Origin of the sequence: Aeromonas sp. 604176, from assembly GCF_049170755.1 — a bacterium.
Lineage (GTDB): Bacteria > Pseudomonadota > Gammaproteobacteria > Enterobacterales > Aeromonadaceae > Aeromonas > Aeromonas veronii_A.
In genome coordinates this window covers 1-17,326 of the sequence record NZ_JAAKNE010000096.1, presented here as the reverse complement: position 1 = coordinate 17,326, position 17,326 = coordinate 1, and the positions used below count along the sequence as shown (strand labels likewise).

Annotated in this window: 18 protein-coding genes and 1 pseudogene; 9 read left to right on the top strand and 10 right to left on the bottom strand. The window is 55.4% G+C overall.

The features are described from left to right. The 3 genes from rpoZ to G5358_RS15835 all read right to left on the bottom strand — a co-directional run. Window positions 1-83: DNA-directed RNA polymerase subunit omega (rpoZ, locus tag G5358_RS15845; RefSeq protein ID WP_421324439.1), on the bottom strand; the 83-nt coding region annotated here is incomplete at its 3' end. A gap of 79 nt (window positions 84-162) precedes the next feature. Further along, on the bottom strand, window positions 163-789 hold the full coding sequence (gmk, locus tag G5358_RS15840) for a guanylate kinase (protein ID WP_005357125.1): 627 nt from the start codon (window positions 787-789) through the stop codon (window positions 163-165). A gap of 303 nt (window positions 790-1,092) precedes the next feature. Beyond that, complete coding sequence (locus tag G5358_RS15835; protein ID WP_421324435.1) at window positions 1,093-2,145, bottom strand: glycosyltransferase family 9 protein; 1,053 nt, start codon at window positions 2,143-2,145, stop codon at window positions 1,093-1,095. Window positions 2,146-2,367: 222 nt separating this feature from the next. Between G5358_RS15835 and G5358_RS15830 the strand changes: the two genes are divergently transcribed. Together G5358_RS15830 and G5358_RS15825 are read left to right on the top strand one after the other, a co-directional pair. Then, entirely contained in the window at window positions 2,368-3,081 is a 714-nt protein-coding gene (locus G5358_RS15830; protein ID WP_421324433.1) for a 3-deoxy-D-manno-octulosonic acid kinase, read from the top strand. Between the two features lie 70 nt (window positions 3,082-3,151). Beyond that, entirely contained in the window at window positions 3,152-4,015 is an 864-nt protein-coding gene (locus tag G5358_RS15825; protein ID WP_216952557.1) for a sensor domain-containing diguanylate cyclase, read from the top strand. A 6-nt stretch (window positions 4,016-4,021) separates the two neighbouring features. Here the strand turns inward: G5358_RS15825 and G5358_RS15820 are convergent, their stop codons facing one another. Continuing rightward, the gene (locus G5358_RS15820) at window positions 4,022-4,876 is read right to left on the bottom strand and encodes a carboxylate/amino acid/amine transporter (RefSeq protein WP_129503003.1); all 855 of its coding nucleotides are present in this window, start codon (window positions 4,874-4,876) and stop codon (window positions 4,022-4,024) included. Between the two features lie 39 nt (window positions 4,877-4,915). On the opposite strand from G5358_RS15820, the gene G5358_RS15815 reads away from it, so the two are divergent. Then, window positions 4,916-5,377 (top strand): DUF6314 family protein, encoded by a 462-nt coding sequence (locus G5358_RS15815; RefSeq protein WP_216952561.1) that lies wholly within the window; start codon window positions 4,916-4,918, stop codon window positions 5,375-5,377. Between the two features lie 504 nt (window positions 5,378-5,881). On the opposite strand, the gene G5358_RS15810 is transcribed toward G5358_RS15815, so the two are convergent. Next, the gene (locus G5358_RS15810) at window positions 5,882-6,043 is read right to left on the bottom strand and encodes a hypothetical protein (RefSeq protein ID WP_005339236.1); all 162 of its coding nucleotides are present in this window, start codon (window positions 6,041-6,043) and stop codon (window positions 5,882-5,884) included. Then, window positions 6,028-6,927 carry a DMT family transporter gene (locus G5358_RS15805; RefSeq protein ID WP_421324431.1) on the bottom strand — a complete coding sequence of 300 codons (900 nt, stop codon included), beginning with the start codon at window positions 6,925-6,927 and terminating at the stop codon, window positions 6,028-6,030. The genes G5358_RS15810 and G5358_RS15805 overlap by 16 nt, the downstream gene beginning before the upstream one ends. A 91-nt stretch (window positions 6,928-7,018) precedes the next feature. Between G5358_RS15805 and G5358_RS15800 the strand changes: the two genes are divergently transcribed. Continuing rightward, window positions 7,019-7,978 carry a LysR substrate-binding domain-containing protein gene (locus tag G5358_RS15800; RefSeq protein ID WP_421324429.1) on the top strand — a complete coding sequence of 320 codons (960 nt, stop codon included), beginning with the start codon at window positions 7,019-7,021 and terminating at the stop codon, window positions 7,976-7,978. Here G5358_RS15800 and trpS read toward each other — a convergent pair. Both trpS and G5358_RS15790 read right to left on the bottom strand, forming a co-directional pair. After that, window positions 7,957-8,970 (bottom strand): tryptophan--tRNA ligase, encoded by a 1,014-nt coding sequence (gene trpS / locus G5358_RS15795; protein WP_421324427.1) that lies wholly within the window; start codon window positions 8,968-8,970, stop codon window positions 7,957-7,959. The genes G5358_RS15800 and trpS overlap by 22 nt on opposite strands. Before the next feature lie 192 nt (window positions 8,971-9,162). Continuing rightward, complete coding sequence (locus tag G5358_RS15790; RefSeq protein WP_005339229.1) at window positions 9,163-9,600, bottom strand: universal stress protein; 438 nt, start codon at window positions 9,598-9,600, stop codon at window positions 9,163-9,165. Between the two features lie 401 nt (window positions 9,601-10,001). Here G5358_RS15790 and fabV point away from each other — a divergent pair, with 401 nt between their 5' ends. The 5 genes and pseudogenes from fabV to G5358_RS15765 form a co-directional block, all read left to right on the top strand. Continuing rightward, a complete protein-coding gene (gene fabV / locus G5358_RS15785; protein ID WP_421324425.1) occupies window positions 10,002-11,189 on the top strand; it encodes an enoyl-ACP reductase FabV in 1,188 nt (395 codons plus the stop codon). A gap of 92 nt (window positions 11,190-11,281) precedes the next feature. Continuing rightward, window positions 11,282-11,806 carry a non-heme ferritin gene (ftnA, locus tag G5358_RS15780; protein ID WP_005339225.1) on the top strand — a complete coding sequence of 175 codons (525 nt, stop codon included), beginning with the start codon at window positions 11,282-11,284 and terminating at the stop codon, window positions 11,804-11,806. A 150-nt stretch (window positions 11,807-11,956) separates the two neighbouring features. After that, a complete protein-coding gene (locus G5358_RS15775) occupies window positions 11,957-13,141 on the top strand; it encodes an NAD(P)/FAD-dependent oxidoreductase (RefSeq protein WP_421324437.1) in 1,185 nt (394 codons plus the stop codon). Window positions 13,142-13,271: 130 nt separating this feature from the next. After that, window positions 13,272-13,877 carry a hypothetical protein gene (locus G5358_RS15770; protein WP_201931625.1) on the top strand — a complete coding sequence of 202 codons (606 nt, stop codon included), beginning with the start codon at window positions 13,272-13,274 and terminating at the stop codon, window positions 13,875-13,877. A gap of 224 nt (window positions 13,878-14,101) precedes the next feature. Continuing rightward, a pseudogene (locus G5358_RS15765) lies at window positions 14,102-14,209 on the top strand (IS481 family transposase); the annotation flags it as partial. Window positions 14,210-14,355: 146 nt separating this feature from the next. Here the strand turns inward: G5358_RS15765 and G5358_RS15760 are convergent. Further along, window positions 14,356-15,537: an alginate lyase family protein gene (locus tag G5358_RS15760; RefSeq protein WP_421324423.1), complete on the bottom strand. Its 1,182-nt coding sequence runs from the start codon at window positions 15,535-15,537 to the stop codon at window positions 14,356-14,358. A 194-nt stretch (window positions 15,538-15,731) separates the two neighbouring features. Next, on the bottom strand, window positions 15,732-16,403 hold the full coding sequence (locus G5358_RS15755; protein ID WP_421324421.1) for an outer membrane protein: 672 nt from the start codon (window positions 16,401-16,403) through the stop codon (window positions 15,732-15,734). Between the last annotated feature and the right edge of the window lie 923 nt (window positions 16,404-17,326).

Below are 17,326 nucleotides of genomic sequence, written 5' to 3'. Positions count from 1 at the left end.
CGAGCGCGGCGCGCGGCGACCAGCACCAGGTCAAAACGGTTACCTACCTGTTTTACAGCATCTTCTACAGTAACGCGTGCCATGCAGGACTCCAGTGTTTGGGCTTTCTGTATTTAGAAAAGCAGTGTTTAAAAATGACGCAAAAGTTTACTTGTTTTTGGCTTACTCTGCCAGTAGCTGTTGCAGCAAGTTTTTTTGAGCCTGTTGCTGGTGACGCATCTCCAGCCGTTGGCACTCAATAATGGACCTGAGCTGGAACAGCGCCTGCTCGAAGTCTTCATTGATAATGACATAGTCATACTCGTCGTAGTGCACCATTTCGGCAATGGCTTTCGCCATCCGGCCGGCGATCACTTCGGCGCTGTCCTGACCGCGCCCAATCAGGCGGCGTTCCAGCTCTTCGCGGCTGGGGGGCAGGATGAAAATGGATTTGGTCGGCATCTGCTCGCGGATCTGGCGGGCACCCTGCCAGTCGATGTCGAGGAATACGTCGATCCCTTTGGCCAGACAGGCTTCGATGGCGGCGCGGGAGGTGCCGTAGTAGTTGCCGAACACTTCGGCCCATTCCAGAAAATCACCACGCTCGATCAGCGCCTTGAACTCTTCCACCTGAACGAAGTGGTAGTGGACGCCGTGCTCTTCGCCAGGACGGGTGGCGCGAGTGGTGTGGGAAACCGACAGCTGCATCTTGCCTGCAGCGTTATGTTGGGTCAGCAAGGCATTGAGCAGACTGGATTTACCCGCGCCGCTCGGAGAAGAGATGATATAGAGAGTGCCTTGTTGCGCCATATTATTACCTTTAAGCGAAACCGCTGTTTTGGTTGTAGCAGAGACCGCCGTCTTGTGCCCGAAAGGGAGACAGCCAAACGCAAAACGCGGAAAATTCTTGAGTCAGGAGGATGTAAAGGCGGCGAATTTTACCAGAATGCGGCGAATAAAAAAACGGCCGGAATCATATTCCAGCCGATCAAAGTATTCGTAGCTTGCTGCGGGAGCGTAACCCACATCAGCCTGCATTGTGCCTTTGGCTGAGGGCAGAGGCTATCAGGTTATCCCTGCCTGATGGCTCGGAATTCCCGAGGTGCCCTGTCACTACGGCAGTTGACGATCTGCACAGAGCCGATCGAACGCGGCGGTCACCTGCTCGCTGGTGATTTTTCGCATGGCCTCCGGGTCCTTGAGACGGGTGCGCCAGCTCAATTCGGCCAGCGGCTTGCCGGTCTCCTGCTCAACCAGCTCCTGATAGACGCTGACCACGTAGTCGCGGCAGAGATATGGGCCGGTACGCGCCGGATTGTGGTGGGCATAGAGACCGATCACCGGCGTGCCGACAATGGTGGCCATATGGGTTGGGCCGGTATCGGGGGCCAGTACCAGACTCGCCTCGCCAATCAGCGCCAACAGCTGCTTGAGGTTGGTCTGGCCAACCAGATCGACCGGCTTGCTCTGGCTGAGTTGCCGGATTTCGGCAGCCAGATCCCGCTCCAGTTTGGCCGGCCCGCCACAGAGATAGACCTGAAAACCCTTGCTGGCAGCGTGATCCGCCAGTGCGGCATAACCCGCAGCCGTCCAGTTTTTGAACGCCTTGCTGGCGGCGGCGCAGATCAGCAGGGTCGGTTTGCCGCCAATCTTCTCCCTTGCCCACGCCTGATGTTCGGCGCTGATGGGCAGCTGCCAATCCGGGGTCAGATCCTTGATGCCGAGCTCTTTGGCAAAGGCGAGGAAACCGTCCAGCACGTGGGGAGAGGCAGGGGATGGCACCTTGTGGTTGGTGAACAGCCACTGGCCGTCGTTGGCCCGCTCCCGATCAAACCCGAGTTTGACCTTGGCCTTGATGCCGAGGGTTGCGATGCTGGCCCGCATCGCCGCCTGCAGGTGGAGCAGGGCATCGAATTTGCGCCCCTTGAGGGTATGCCAGAGATCGCGATAGCCGCGCCACCCCTTGCTCTTGTCGAAGGGGATCACCTCGACTCCAGGCAGATCGGCAAACAGGGTTGCCTCGATTTTGCCGGTGATCCAGGTGATACGGGTCTGTGGCCACTCCCGCTGGATGACGCGCACCAGCGCCAGTGCGTGGCAGCAATCCCCGATGGCGGAGAGCCGCAGGATGCAGATGGAGGAGGGAGGCGTTTGAAATAGCGGCATGTTGTGGCGCACGGCTGGCAAAAAGGGTGAATGGCATTATGCAAACTCCCCTCTGGATTGTAAAATTGCGCACAATCGTCAGCCAGGATAGGCCGGGCCCAGTGCCATGACCTGTTTCTGCACGTCGTTGATTAAAGGCCACTATTGCGGGCATGCCAGAGCGGCAGCCTCATCGCAAATTGAAAAATTGCGATCCATGACCCACCGAGCGGGATCTCCACGATGCGAGTACAGACCGAACACAACCAGATCTGCTGGTATGCCGAAGGGGCCTTTCGCGACCCATCTCCCCAGTTATTCGATCCTGCCTGGTGGCAGAACAACCGTCAGGTGGTGGGAACCTCCATCGGACGGGGAGTGACCTGGTTCGTCAAGGATGAGTCCCGCCATCTGGTGCTGCGCCACTACTATCGCGGCGGCATGGTGGGCAAGGTGGTGCGGGATCGCTTCTGGTTCGAAGGGGTCGAGTCGAGCCGCGCCATGGCCGAATACACCCTGCTGGCCAAGTTGTGTGAGCTGGGGTTACCGGTGCCGCGTCCGTTTGGCGCCCGTATGGTCAAACAGGGCCCCTTCTATCGCGCCGATATCCTGATCGAGCGAATTCGCGGTGCCAAGGATATGGTGGCGCTGCTCAAGCAGGGGCCGGTGGTGACCGAGGTGTGGCACAAGATAGGTCAGACGGTGCGTCAGCTGCACGATGCCGGGGTTTATCACGCCGATCTCAACAGTCACAACCTGCTGCTCGATAAAGAGGGCAAGGTGTGGGTGATCGATTTTGACAAGGGGGCGATCCGCTCCCCCGGCGAATGGCAGAAGGCCAATCTGGAACGCTTGCTCCGTTCATTCAATAAAGAGTCTCAACTGCACACCAGTTTCCACTTCGTACCGGAGAACTGGCAGACCTTGATGAACGGGTATCAGGGAAAAGCGATCTGACCCTGTTGCTCGGCGTGAACGCCAATGTTACTTATTGAGCAGGTATTCAGATCCTGTTTCGAGGTCCCCCATGGAAATGCTCAAGACACCTTTGGTCGATGTGACTGCCCGGCTTGATCCGGGTCTGCTGTCTGATGCCATGGCGCTGCTGGAGGCGGGGATCTGGAGCTGGTCAGCCCAACATGGACTGCAGCGTGATCCCTCCTGCCTGCGCCTGTTGGGATTGGGAGAGTGCTGGCCGGATGATCTCGGCTGGCTGGATCGGGTTCATCCCGACGATGTTGCCCGGCTGGAAGATGCCCTGCTCGCCTGCCAGAGCGGCCGCAGCAGTGGTCTGCGCCTCGAATACCGCATTTTGCATCATCACGGTCACTACATCCGGCTGGAAGAGCGAATGCGTCGCGATGAGCGGGGGTATCTGCTGGGGGTGGTCCGTCACCTCGATCCTGCCGTGGTGCTGGTGGAGGAGCGACATGGCACCGATCCGCTGACCGGTCTGGAGAGCCGTGGCCGTTTCGAGCAACTGCTTGAAGAGCGGCTGGCGACCGAGAGCGGCACTTTCAGTCTGCTGCAGTTTTCGGTCGATCACATGGCCAAAATCCAGCAACTGTTTGGTGAAGCGGCTTGCGACGCCATGCTGGCCAAGCTGGCGCGTATCGTGCGTCACGAACTGCGGCGGGAAGATCCCTTCGCCCGCTGGGATGAGGACGGTTTTATCCTGATGCTCTCCCAGACCGAGCGGATGAGTGCGCTGGAGATCGCCGAGCGGCTGCGCCTCGAGATTGCCGATGCCAGCCTGCTGTCACAGCGGCCGGTCACCGTCAGCATCGGGCTGGTGCAGAGTCAGGCTGGCGAGCAGCTCGATCATCTGCTGGCCCGGCTGGCCAGCTGTCACAGTCAGGCCAGACGGGAGCACAACACCGTCGTCGGCTGAGTGCGGTCAGGGTTGGCCGCGCTTGTCACGCTGGCAGACCCAGAGCGAGGCCAGCATCAGCAGGCCGCCGATGGTCAGTCGGGTCAGGTCGGTATCCTTGCCCCAGAGCAGCAGATTGACCAGCAAGCCGGCCGGAATGAGCGCATTGTTCATGATGGCCAGCACCCCGCTGGTGACCAGCGTCGCCCCCTTGTTCCAGAGGAAGTAGCCGAGGCCGGAGGCACCCACCCCCAGCCAGAGCAGAATGCCCCACTGCAACCCTGACGTTGGGTATTGCGGCTTGCCCAGCAGCCACCAGGCGGGCAGTGCGATCACCAGCGCTCCCAGATAGAAGCAGCCGAACACCGCCAGTTGCGGCGGTTGCTCCGCCTCCCTTGCCAGCAGTACCTTGTAGCCCACTTGACCCAGGGCGAAACAGAGGTTGGCCCCCTGCACCACCAGAAATCCCAGCACATAGCTTTCGGTCAGGCCGTCGAAGCGGATGACGGCAGCCCCGAGCACCGCCAGCAGGGCACCCCACAGATAAGTGGGCTTGAAGCGCCCTTCCAGCAAGTCGTGGAGCAGGGTGACGTAGATGGGGGTGAAGATGGTAAAGACCAGCACTTCCGGCACTGTCAGCAGCAGGAAGGAGTGGTAGTAGAAGAGATACATGATGCCGAGCTGGATGGCGCCCAGCGCCATCAGCTTGGCCGCCAGATCGGGGCGCAGCCAGCGGCGGCGCAGGAAGGGGAGAAACACCAGACTGGCGAGGGCGATGCGGGTCAGCACCGAGAAGTAGGCATCCACCTGGCCAGCGAGGTAGACCCCGATCAGGCTGAAGGAGAATGACCAGAGCAGGGTGACCCCTATCAAGTAGTTCATGTGTTTGATTTATCGTCAGTTGTCAATTTTAAGGGGGCTATGATGGCCGAGATGGAAGCGGCAATCCAGTGTTTATGGGGGCGATTGCCACAGGTCGGAGCATTTTCCTTTACCGCCAGCAATGGCGAGGGGTCGGCGACCGACTGGAATGGTCGGGGCGAGGGGCGTGTGCAGGTGACCGATCATCAGGGTGGCTGGCTGTTTAGCGAGCAGGGTCGCTACACCACGCCCCATGGAAGGGTGCTCGCCATGCATAACCGCTTCTGGTGGCAGCGCAGTGCGCGGGGGATCCGTCTCTCCCATCTGCGTTATGAGGAGCCGGTCGAACTGTTCGAGCTGCTGCCGCAGGGGGATGGCTGCTGGCTGACAGCCGAGCCCCATCTGTGCGGGGCGGATCACTACAGCGCCGAGCTGACCGAGATAGACGGCGGTTTTCTGCTGAGCTGGCAGATCACCGGGCCGCGCAAGAACGAGCGACTCAGCTATCGCTATTCGGTTTGAGTTTCAGATGGTTGTCGTTGGCTTTTTTGGCCAGTCAGTCTGATATATCAGGCTGACTGGTGGAATGTGTATCAGTCTGGCGAGCTCGGCTAAGTTTCCCGTGAAGGTGTTGCTCACACTCTATGTTGTCAGTAGCTCTGCAAAAGCGTTTATCAGCCTTATCAGGGCAAACGCTGCTACGGCAACGCATAGGTTTTCTAACGGACTATTGGTCGCCAAGGCATGAAGGGTATCGGATATGACAAGATGAGTACGCATGTAAATTACCTTAATGAGTCGGTTTTATTCCTAATACCCAGTTCTTTAAGGATTCACCGTTGGTGAGAAACCACTGTTAGATCAGCCCCCCATCAAAACAGTTGATAACAGGTAACGGTCTTCTCCTGATCTCGAACATAAAAAAACCGGCGCAGAGCGCCGGTAGCGGGGGACAAATCGGAGGTTTTTTAAAACAGTCCCAAAAACAGGAGAGATAGACTCTCGTCACACATTCAGAGATGGACTTCAGGCATTCAGGGCATAGCTCAGCATGGCTTGCAGCTTGCTATCGAAGAACCAGGGCAGCAGTACCATCAGCAGGCCCAGGATCCCGGCCAGCCGCTGGCGATACTGCCAGCCGGCAATCAGTACCAGACCACCGCACAGTGTGGTCAGGATGCCTGACATAGGGAGACCTCGCGCTGCATACGACGCTGCTGCGCCCACTGGTTCATGGCGACCGAGCCGAGGATCAGGGCCAGAGCAACACCTGTGGTGGGGTGGATCTGCTCGCCGAGGAACAGGGCACCCAGCATCACGCCGAACAGCGGCACCAAATAGTTGCTGAAGGAGGCGAACGTCGGGCCGGCCTTCTGGATCAGCGCCATGTAGAGGAAGTAGACCAGACCGGTACAGAGGGTACCCAGCACGGTAATCGCGCTCAGGGCCTGGGTGCTCGGCAGGGCCAGGCTGCTGAGGTCAACCATGAAGGGGGCGACCAGCAGCAACTGGATTGCCGAGGAGATCAGGATATTGCGGGCGACCACGACCGGATGGTCCTTGGCGAAGCGCTTGATCATCAGCAGGCCGATGGCGAAACAGCTGGCACCCAGCAGGATGGCCATGGCACCGAGCAGACCGGCGTTCATGCCCTGGGAGAGTTTCGGCCAGAACAGGGTGAGTACACCGGCAAAGCCGATGATCACGGAAAGCAGACCGGTTTTGGTGATTCTTTCACCAGAAATAAACAGCGGTGCAGCCAGAATGGTCACAAACGGGATACAACCCATGACTACGGCGGCGATGGCGCTATCCACATACTGTTGGCCCCAGGCGACCATGATGAAGGGGATGGTGGCATCCAGCAGGGCGATCAGCATATAGGTGCGCCACGGGGTGTGCTCACTCTTGAGCCGCATGAACAGGCAGAGCAGACCCAGGGTCAGGCTGCCGCACAGGGCACGACCGGCAGCCACCAGAATGGGGGGCAACTCGGCAACGGCCTGGTGCATGAAAATGAATTGGGAACCCCACAGCAGGCCAATGGCCAGCAATAACAGATAGCTACGCATTTGAATCTCCGATGTATTAAGCCAGCGCATTCTAGGCAATCTGTTACTATGGTAAAAATGAATTGTTGGCATTTAACTATGGCTAATATCGATGGATAGCTCGCTCGCCCGTCTCGACCTCAACCTGCTCGCCGTATTCGACATGCTGATGCAGGAGCGCAACGTCACCCGTGCCGCCGAACGGCTGCATCTCTCCCAATCCACCGTCAGTCACGCCTTGGGGCGGCTGCGGGTGGCGCTGGATGATCCGCTGTTTGTGATGAGTCGGCGCGAGATGATGCCGACCGAGCGGGCCAAGGCGCTGGCCGGGCCGGTGCGCCAGGCGTTAGCGATGCTGGAGCAGGGATTGCGGCAGGCCAAGGGGTTTGATCCCGCCACCGCGCGGCGGATTTTCCGCATCGCCACCCCGGGTTCGGTGGAGCACGGGCTGGTGCCGGTGCTGGTGGAGAGGATCCATCGGCAGGCCCCTCACTGTCGGCTGGAGGTGTGCGAGCTGGCCGACAGCGACTACGAGCGGGAGCTGGAAAAGGGTGAGCTGGATCTGGTGATCGGCTTCGCCGGGGCGAATCACCTCTCACCCCGCTTGTGGCGGGAGGAGTGGTTCAACAACCCGCTGGTCTGCCTGTCGCCCCTTGGCAGCGAATTGCCCGATGTGCTGACTCCGGTCGAGCTGGTGAGCCGTCCCCACATCCACACCTCCAGCTGGGGTCACAGTCAGGCGATGGTGGAGCTCTGGCTGGCCCGTTTCGGGGTGGAGCGGGAGCTGGGCGTGCGGTTGCCGAGCTTTATGGCGGTGCCGCCGTTGATGGCGACCGGCCGCTATCTGGTGGTGGTGCCCGAGATGATCGGGCGCCACTTCTGCCGCTACTACCCGCTGCGGATGCACCAGCTCGACCCCGCCATCCCTATCGTCTACCTGATGGCGGGGCACCCGCTGACCGCCCATGACGAGGCGATCGGCTGGTTCAAGAGCCTGTTGCACCAGTTGGTGTTCGACCTCTACGGCGACGATGCACTCGGGACTCCCGCTCAGCGGATGCTGGCGAAGTAGTCGAGCCCCATGGCGCTTTTCACCTCCGCCAATACCTCATCGGTGATGATGCGAGCCTGCTCGGTGCCTTGATAGAGCAGCTCCAGCAGCATCTTCTTGTCGGCAATGGCCGCGGCACGGCGCTCCCGCATCGGGGCGAGCAGGGTTTGCAGGCAGTCATTGAGCACCTGTTTGCAGCGCATGTCCCCCAGTCCACCGCGCCGGTAGTGGGCCTTCATCTCGGCGACCAGCGCCTTGTCAGGGTGGAAGGCATCGAGGTAGGCGAACACCGTATTTCCCTCCACCTGACCCGGATCGCTCACCTTGAGGTGGTTGGGGTCGGTATACATGGCGAACACCGCCTGTTTGACCTCTTCCGCCGACATGCCGAGCTCTATGGTGTTGCCGAGAGATTTGGACATCTTGGACTTGCCATCGATGCCGGGCAGGCGACCGGTGTCGCTCAGGATCGGCTGACATTCGGTCAGCACCTCTTTGCCCACCAGAGAATTGAAGCGGCGGACGATCTCGTTGGTCTGCTCCAGCATCGGCAGCTGATCTTCACCCACAGGCACATGGCTGGCGCGAAAGGCGGTGATGTCGGCGGCCTGACTGACCGGATAGACCAGAAAACCGGCCGGCAGCGTGCGCTCGAACCCTTTCTGCTGGATCTCCGCCTTGACGGTGGGGTTGCGCTCCAGCCGGGCGACGCTGACCAGATTGAGGTAGTAGCAGGTGAGTTCGGCGAGAGCGGGCAGGGCGCTCTGCAGGCAGAAGGTGGTCTTGGCCGGGTCGAGACCGACCGCCAGATAGTCAGCCATCACCTCCAGCACGTTGTCGGTCACCTTGGCCGGGTTGTGGCCGTTGTCGGTCAGCGCCTGCAAGTCGGCGATCATCACGAATTGACGGTAGTGGTGCTGGGCTTCGACGCGCTGGCGCAGGGAGCCGACATAGTGGCCGATGTGCAGTTTGCCGGTGGGACGATCGCCAGTAAGGATTACGGGGTTGTGCATGTCACTCTCTCCAGTTGGGTGAGCCGGGAGGCGACAAAGGGATAAAAACAGTTGACCGCCTCTCGGCGGTCACGGTGTTTTCTTTGGGAAATCTTGAATAGAAACGCGGTGCCGCCTGTTTAGGAGCAGCACCACCAGTAGTTGTGATTGAATGCGGTCATGTTCATAGCAAATCACACTACGCCGGTTTCATTACTTCTGCAAGGGGACGACCAGCAGATCGCAGGGCACCGTATTCATCAGCTGACGGGCGCTGGAGGTGAGCAGGCTCCAGAAGCTCTGGCGATGGCCGCACACCAGCAGGTCGATCTCGTACTCCTTGACCGCCTGATTGACCCGCTCGCTCAGATCGCCGCAGATCACCAGCTTCTTCTCGATGGGATAGTCCACCGAGGCCAGAAATGCCTCCAGCTTCTCTTTCGCTTCGGCGATCACCTGATCCTGCACGTTGTCGATGTCGATATCGATCATCTCGGTGTAGAGATCCTTGAGGTCCACATCGACATGGATAACCGACAGCTTGGCGCCGTTGGAGCGGGCTCTGTCCACCGCCTTGTCGATCACCTTGCGGTTGTCTTCAGAGAGGTCGATCGCGGCCAGAATATGCTTGTAATAGGTTGTTCCACTCATGGGGGTTCTCCTTACCGATCCTTCAGCCCACTATACCAATCTCTGCTGAAACTAAAATGGTGCCTCAGGCACAGTTTTGGGATTTAAATGAGTTTAATGACGTGTGACACAGGGTCAGCTACTCAGTTATTAACCACCATTTGCCTATAAATTAAACAAGAGTTTGACGCCGGTCACACCCCTCGGCTTGCCGATCTGGGGGGAGAGGCATAGGATGGGCCCGTGCTTCGCAATGAACACAAAACAACAAAAAGCATCTGAATACCGCTTTGGGGAGCCACGTGCTCCCTTTTGTTTTTCTGCCTCATCTCCCGCTGCTTTTCTGACTGATAGCGATCCGGCATCAAGTTAATCTCCTTCGATTTGGTTATGCTGTAGCCAGTTTCTTTGGAGGCCTTCCCATGATCATTCATCCCCAGATTCAAGGTTGTGTTGCCCGCAACTGTCACCCCATCGGCTGCCGCGCCGCCGTGCAGCAGCAGATTGAACGCATCAAGACAGCGGGCCCGTTCAATGGGCCCAAGCGGGTGCTGGTGCTGGGGGCCTCCTCCGGTTTCGGGCTGGCGTCGCGCATTGCGCTCGCCTTTGGTGCCGGTGCCGACACCATCGGCATCTCGTTTGAGCGCGGCCCTTCCGACAAAGGATTGGGCAGCGCCGGTTGGTACAACAACATCTGGTTTCGCAAGGAGGCGGAACAGGAGGGGCGTATCGCCATCAACCTGATTGGTGATGCCTTCTCCGACGGCATGCGTCAGCAGGCCATCGAGACCATCCGCCAGCAGCTGGGGCAGGTGGATCTGGTGATCTATTCGCTCGCGAGCGGCATCCGGGTGCTGCCAGATGGTACGCAGGTGCGTTCGGTGCTCAAGACCACCGGCCAGCCATTTAGCGGCTGGGGGCTGGATCTGGAGCGCGATACCCTGGTGCAGCAGTCGCTGGCGCCTGCCACGCCGGAGGAGATCCGCGATACCGTCACCGTGATGGGGGGCGAGGATTGGCAGCTCTGGATGCAGGCGTTGCAGCAGACCGATTGTCTTGCCCCCGGTGCGCAAACCGTTGCTTACTCCTATATCGGCCCGGAATCCACCTATCCCCTCTATCGGGATGGCACCATCGGTTATGCCAAGGAGCATCTGCACGCCACCGCCGAGACCATCAACCTGCAGCTGGCCGAGATTGGTGGTCACGCCTGGGTGTCGGTCTGCAAGGCGCTGGTGACCAAGGCGAGCGCCTATATCCCGGTGCTGCCGGTCTATCTGGGCCTGCTGATGGGGGTGATGAAGGAGCGCGGCGTCCATGAGGGCTGCATCGAGCAGATGCAGCGACTGTTCGCCGCCAAGATGTACGGGCCCAATGGGGTGGTGGCCGATGGTAACCGGCTGATCCGGATGGATGACCACGAGCTCGACCCGGCCATTCAGGCTGCCGTTTCGGCGCTCTGGCCCAAGGTGACGCCGGAGAATTTCCACGCGCTGGGGGACTTTGCCGGGCTGCGGCAGGATTTTATGCAGCTCAACGGCTTCGAGCTGCCGGGCGTCGATTATGCTGCGCCGGTGGATGTCGCCTCCCTTGGCGAGCTGACCCCCTGAGCTGAAAGAAACGGGATCTCCCTCTCGTTGGCGGGTTGATTCGCGGCGGGAGTGTGGCGACAATCGATACCAAATCACTGAGGAGAAACAAGATGCTGGCCCAAGCCATGATCGAGAAGTTGAACGAGCAGATTAACCTGGAGTTCTACTCCTCCAATCTCTATCTGCAGATGAGCGCCTGGTGCGAAGACAAGGGCTTTGAAGGGGCGGCGACCTTCCTGCGCCAGCACGCGGTCGAGGAGCGCCAGCACATGGAGCGTCTGTTCACCTACGTGAGCGAGACTGGCGCCATGCCCAAGCTGGGTGCCATCGATGCCCCTCCCCACGAGTTCAAGTCGCTGGGCGATGTGTTCCGTACCACCCTGGAGCACGAGTATCACATCACCAAGTGCATCAATGGTCTGGCTCACGTAGCCTTCACTACCCAGGACTACTCCACCTTCAATTTCCTGCAGTGGTATGTGGCCGAGCAGCATGAAGAGGAGAAGCTGTTCAAGAGCATCGTCGACCGTCTCGGTCTGGTGGGTGAAGATGGCAAAGGCCTCTACTTCATCGACAAGGAGCTGGCCGAACTGGCCAAGGGCGCCCCGGCCAGCATCATGGACAGCAACGCCTGATAGTCGTGGACACTTAGTGTTCAGCCAGTACAATAACGGCCCTTTTAAGGGCCGTTGTTTATTCTGGTGGGCAGCCACTATGGTTCTGTTCCGCCAGAGGCAATCTCGGTTCTGGCCAGGTGCCGTTTCTATTTTGATAAGTGAGTGATGATGAAGCAGGTCGATGTGGTGGTGATCGGGGCCGGTGCGGCCGGATTGATGTGTGCGGCGCAGGCGGGCTACCGTGGCCGCTCCGTGCTGGTGCTCGACAACGCCAAGAAGCCGGGCCGCAAGATCCTCATCAGTGGCGGTGGCCGCTGCAACTTCACCAACCATCAGGCTGGCGCTCACGCCTACCTGTCGGAGAATCCCCACTTCAGCAAGTCGGCGCTGGCCCGCTACACCCAGCAGGACTTTATCGATCTGGTGGACCGCCACGGGGTCAACTATCACGAGCGCACCTTGGGGCAGCTGTTCTGTCTCGAGAGTGCCAAGGATATCGTCGATGTGCTGCTCACCGAGTGTGACTGGGCCGGGGTGACCCTGCAGTTCCAGACCGAAATTCTCACCGTCAGCAAACAGGACGAGGGCTTTGTGTTGACGACCAGCAAGGGTGAGATCGGCTGTCACTCGCTGGTGGTGGCGACCGGCGGTCTCTCCATGCCCAAGCTGGGGGCGACCCCTTATGGCTTCAAGCTGGCGGAGCAGTTCGGTCTCAAGGTGCTGCCGACCCGTGCCGGTCTGGTGCCCTTTACCCTCCATCAGGCGGAGAAAGAGGCCTTTGCCGATCTGGCGGGCATCAGCCTGCCGGTAGCGGTGACCGCCGAGGATGGCACCCGCTTCAAGGAGGCGATGCTGTTCACCCATCGCGGCCTCTCCGGCCCCGTCATCCTGCAGATCTCCTCCTACTGGCATGCCGGCGAGAAGATCCACATCAACCTGCTGCCGGAGCTGGATATTCCGGCTGCCCTGCGTGAATGGGCGCAGGCGCACCCGGCGCAGGAGCTGAAAACCGTGCTGGGGCGCGAGCTGCCCAAGCGCTTCGTCGACAAGCTGGTGGAACTGGGTCTGCTGGTCAGCAAGCCGATGCGTCAGTACAACGAGCGGGAGCTGGAGGCGGTGGCCAACCTGCTGGGTGACTGGCAGATCCTGCCCAACGGCACCGAGGGGTATCGCACCGCAGAAGTGACCTTGGGCGGCGTTGATACCAACGAGCTCTCCTCCAAGACCATGGAAGCGCGCAAGGTGCCCGGCCTCTACTTCATCGGCGAAGTGGTGGATGTGACCGGCTGGCTGGGTGGCTACAACTTCCAGTGGGCCTGGTCCTCCGGCTGGGTGGCTGGCCAGTTCTGTTGATAGGAAGAAAAATCTGTGCAGAGATCTTGCCATACCTATTCATGTAAGAACTTTCCTTTTTGTGTGGCGAGCTCTTTTATTGTTCAACTGAGTGCAATGAAATATGCCCCTTATGAAAAAGGGGTATTAGATGATTGCTCGGGTGATAGGGTTGTTATGTATTTTTCAATGGTCATGGGCTGCAGAGTCATTTCAGTTCCAAAGCTATCGGGATGGATTCTTGCGCATGATGCTAATCACACCCAGCGTCCAGGGAGAGCTATTTTTACGGGGTGATGATAAATTGGTGCCATTACAAGGCGGTATAATCGAAGATTTGTTTACCCTGCGTATTCCAGTATCCTGTCAGTTATTAAGTTCGCAACAAACTATCTATTGGTCATCGCCAGGACGGCCACTAATCAAGGGTCAGGTGCCGGCACAGTCGTGCAAGCGTCTCCCTGAGTTGCCATTGAAATTGCCGGTTCGGGTTTTTTCCAAAGGTGGGAAATGCCTGATCGATACTGCGGGTAATACTTTGTGGCATACAGCATCTGAATTGGCAAAGAAAAATCGTGCGTCTGTCTATCAAAATATTTACGCACTATTTCTTACAAATAAACCCGCCTTTGCGGGGCAAGACATTCATCGGTTACGTGCTCAGGTTCTTCATTGTCCTGATCCAGCATTGTTTGAGCATATCAATGCTAGTCATGCCCAACAGCTGTTTGAAGAAGCTCTGCTGTTGCGGAAATAATAAAGTATTTAAAAAACTGAAAAGGTGTTTAATCCAGGTGTTGCTGCTATTTCTTTGTGATGTTAACGGTACTTCCAACATAACCTCTACCACAATAAAACAGTTAAAACTACAGTACTAATAAGCGCTAAGTAGTCATGTCGTTTGCAGGCAAGTTGTAATGTGGTAGTGAACTAAATCCGGGGACTTGGTTTGGCCGAACCTAGGCTTTTGCCAGTGGCATCTATCCAGACTTCGATCCATTGAAGGCCCATATGCGGGCCTTCATCACAGCTTACAACTTCGCGAAGCATCTAAAAGTCTTGAGATGGAGAGCCCCGTTTAAAACTATCTGAGATACTGTGATTAAAAAAACACCGATTGTTTCAGACTTCAACCGAATCACCTCATTTAAGGACCATAGATCTAGGTCTGGGGATATCATGACTTGATAGCGAATATGGTCAACCACGCCGGATTAATGTCTACATTATTTTTCCTATCTAACATCACCTGTTAGTCCATGAGTTAATGTTTCCCACAGATAGTGGAAATAACCTTTGGTTGGCCTAGATAATTTTAAAAACTGTTCAGTTTGTGGAAGGTTCATTCCTAAACGCATTGAGTAGTGATTAAAGCCAACCTCGAAAGTGCCTTTCACGCTATTGTTAAAATGCTCACTATTTTTACATAGTCTCCCTAACCCAGGCTGACGATTTTCATAACTACTATGTAGCTCCATCGCTTTTGTAAGACGCTCTTCTGCTAGAGATTCTTGATCTTGGTACAGATCTATTCCTTGTAGACGTGCTGTTTCTGCCACATTTATGATCGCTGCCAGACCATAGGCTGTATGTTCAAAATCTCTACAACTTTCCAATGCGAGTCCATCAATATACGTTGCTGGATAGTACCATTTCTTTTCTATTTCTGTGGGGGGTAGTGAGCACCCTACGGGGTTGTTGGGGCGTGGTCCATCTGATGTTAAATATATATAAGCGTTTACCAGACCTCGCCACTTATAAATGGCCTCTGTAAAAAGGGTTTGGTTATCAGTAAACACAGCAATGTTTGCCATTGCCTCAATACCGCTGGCATGCCAATTACTGTTGTTGCATTTATTATTAAACATGGCACGAATATTAGGCAAATATTGCTCTGTAAGCCATTTGGAAACGATATATTTTTCTGCTGGGGGCCACTCTTTATAACTATATTTGATAATTTCTGCTGCGCGGGTAAACATCTGCGCAGCCCAGGCTGCCTGTAATGGCGCATTACTATTGGTGTGCCCTTCCGTTAGGGTATTAGCCCAAGCATTTAGAATGTTCCGTACATTTTCTGCATAGCGTGCATCTCCGGTTAAACGCCATAATATAGCTTGGGTGTAGGCAGCCTGAGAGTCTCTGGTTTCATCAGTACAACCAATATCAGGTTTAGAAAATGGGCCACACTCAACTATTTTATGTGCAGTGGGTTTATAACTCAATTGAGCTCGATTATCTTTTAGTATATTGACATATGCTGTCTGCCATGGCTCTTCTGTTAAGCTATATCGAACAAATTGTAATTGTTTGTAGCTAATGAAAACACCTGGATGAAAAAACGTTTTTTGCTCAGCTTGACTCACAGGTGAGAAAAGCCAAAATAAAATTGAAAATAAAGCTGCTTTTTTTGTCATTTTACGTATCCATTTTATCTTTTACCGTAACCATTAGGAGATTCTAGCTATTGCGAAAATAAATTCTTCTATTTTTATAAAGTTCTAATTTGATCTAGATAACGAAACCGCAGCATAACAGGGGCGAGATGTAAATCCAAAATTAATATATAAAGGCATCAATGAGACTGATGCCTTTATATAGACGATGTTTGTTACATATTGTAAGAGAGACCGAAGTATATTTCCTGCTCTGTCAGGTGCGCTTTCAGTTGTTCATCTTTTAAGCCAGAAAAGTTCTGGAAATTGTTAAAGCCACTTTCTACCTTGCCCAGGTCGGTATAGCGATACCCCAGATCAGCAGAGATATTTGCATTCACAGCCACTCGGGCTCCGGCTCCAATGGAGTAGGCAATATTGGTCTGCTTATTGGTTGCAAACTGGTTTTCTTGCACCCTCTGCCAGCCACCCACCTTGACTTTGGCGACCCCGAGGCCGGCCTGACCATACAGTGACAGATTGCCATACACGGGGAAGAGCCTATAGGCATTCACCATCATTTTTTCTGAGTCGATCTGGTAATTATTCAGTGAGTTGGTAAATCGGGAACTGCCAGATTGAAAGTGTGAATCGACGCTGGTGTTATATTCAGCTTCCACTTGCCAATTGTTGTTGAATGCATAACCAAATGCAAAGGTTCCGCGTTTGATACTGCTTTGGTTATCAACTTCGATAAAACTGCCAATGCGTGGGCGCAGGCTGGTGTCCATGCTGCTGGCATATTGACTACCAGTCATCGCTTTGCCGGAAATATAATATCCTTCGGCATTGGCTGCGCCTTGATATGCCATTGCCGAAAGAATGAGTAGAGTATGCGTCATGTTCATTTTATTATCCTTCTAATGGTTGGTGTCAGCGCCAATGAAATACCTTTAACGCCTAGCTAAAGTTGCCACAATACCTTATTGCGCAGGCATATACCTGTAGGAAAGTTCCTGTTGCAGGGAGGTGGCAAAAGATGTGTAAGGTGCTATGAGGTCGAAAAACGTTCGTTTTTCACAAAAAACAGGAAAAACCCTACGGCAAGATAACTTTGCTCTCATTTGGGGCCAGGATATGCTTGGAAAGCATGAAAGACATATGCCCGTCTCTTTGTTACATGCGTTGTTCCTTGTATCTTTTGCCGCCCTCTCGGGCGGCTTTTTTCATTGTAGAAGTTAGTCTACCAGCCAGTTAAAAGTTACAGTAATCTATCGTTAATAAACCCTTAACTGATGGGCTAATATAGGGTGCGTCAAATATTTACATCTCAGAAAACCCCAGTTCAAATGTTGATTGGTTGTTGGCGGAGTTAAAGTTGAGTGGCTAGTTTGTTCTGCTTATCCTTGCGCGCCATTAAATAGTAATTTATTTTTTGATGTTGTTGATGTCGGCAAGCCATCCGCTCTGCATCTCACGCGACTCAAGTCTTCATTTACTAGAGGCGCGCTTGTATCGGAGTCATGGTTTCAGCTTAATAGATACCTTACTTTGTCATTATGGGATTAGCATGCGTTGATTTAATGACGACAGAATTTGACCAAAAAAGATATCTTTTAAATTTATTCCAATAGAGATCTGGAGTCTAAAAAGAAAGATCTAGTTGTAATAAATAATGTGGGGCGCTGAAATATTATTTTTCAGGGCGAATAGTTTTCTATCTACATGACTCATGATAAATTTCGTTACCAACATTCGTTACCAACATTCGTTACCAACATTCGTTACCAACATTCGTTACCAACATTCGTTACCAACATTCGTTACCAAC

Bases quoted from the DNA above. Each gene is read 5' to 3' on its own strand.
- gmk (WP_005357125.1), bottom strand. From the start codon at position 789: ATGGCGCAACAAGGCACTCTCTATATCATCTCTTCTCCGAGCGGCGCG.
- G5358_RS15835 (WP_421324435.1), bottom strand. From the start codon at position 2,145: ATGCCGCTATTTCAAACGCCTCCCTCCTCCATCTGCATCCTGCGGCTC.
- G5358_RS15830 (WP_421324433.1), top strand. From the start codon at position 2,368: ATGCGAGTACAGACCGAACACAACCAGATCTGCTGGTATGCCGAAGGG.
- G5358_RS15825 (WP_216952557.1), top strand. From the start codon at position 3,152: ATGGAAATGCTCAAGACACCTTTGGTCGATGTGACTGCCCGGCTTGAT.
- G5358_RS15820 (WP_129503003.1), bottom strand. From the start codon at position 4,876: ATGAACTACTTGATAGGGGTCACCCTGCTCTGGTCATTCTCCTTCAGC.
- G5358_RS15815 (WP_216952561.1), top strand. From the start codon at position 4,916: ATGATGGCCGAGATGGAAGCGGCAATCCAGTGTTTATGGGGGCGATTG.
- G5358_RS15810 (WP_005339236.1), bottom strand. From the start codon at position 6,043: ATGTCAGGCATCCTGACCACACTGTGCGGTGGTCTGGTACTGATTGCC.
- G5358_RS15805 (WP_421324431.1), bottom strand. From the start codon at position 6,927: ATGCGTAGCTATCTGTTATTGCTGGCCATTGGCCTGCTGTGGGGTTCC.
- G5358_RS15800 (WP_421324429.1), top strand. From the start codon at position 7,019: ATGGATAGCTCGCTCGCCCGTCTCGACCTCAACCTGCTCGCCGTATTC.
- trpS (WP_421324427.1), bottom strand. From the start codon at position 8,970: ATGCACAACCCCGTAATCCTTACTGGCGATCGTCCCACCGGCAAACTG.
- G5358_RS15790 (WP_005339229.1), bottom strand. From the start codon at position 9,600: ATGAGTGGAACAACCTATTACAAGCATATTCTGGCCGCGATCGACCTC.
- fabV (WP_421324425.1), top strand. From the start codon at position 10,002: ATGATCATTCATCCCCAGATTCAAGGTTGTGTTGCCCGCAACTGTCAC.
- ftnA (WP_005339225.1), top strand. From the start codon at position 11,282: ATGCTGGCCCAAGCCATGATCGAGAAGTTGAACGAGCAGATTAACCTG.
- G5358_RS15775 (WP_421324437.1), top strand. From the start codon at position 11,957: ATGAAGCAGGTCGATGTGGTGGTGATCGGGGCCGGTGCGGCCGGATTG.
- G5358_RS15770 (WP_201931625.1), top strand. From the start codon at position 13,272: ATGATTGCTCGGGTGATAGGGTTGTTATGTATTTTTCAATGGTCATGG.
- G5358_RS15760 (WP_421324423.1), bottom strand. From the start codon at position 15,537: ATGACAAAAAAAGCAGCTTTATTTTCAATTTTATTTTGGCTTTTCTCA.
- G5358_RS15755 (WP_421324421.1), bottom strand. From the start codon at position 16,403: ATGAACATGACGCATACTCTACTCATTCTTTCGGCAATGGCATATCAA.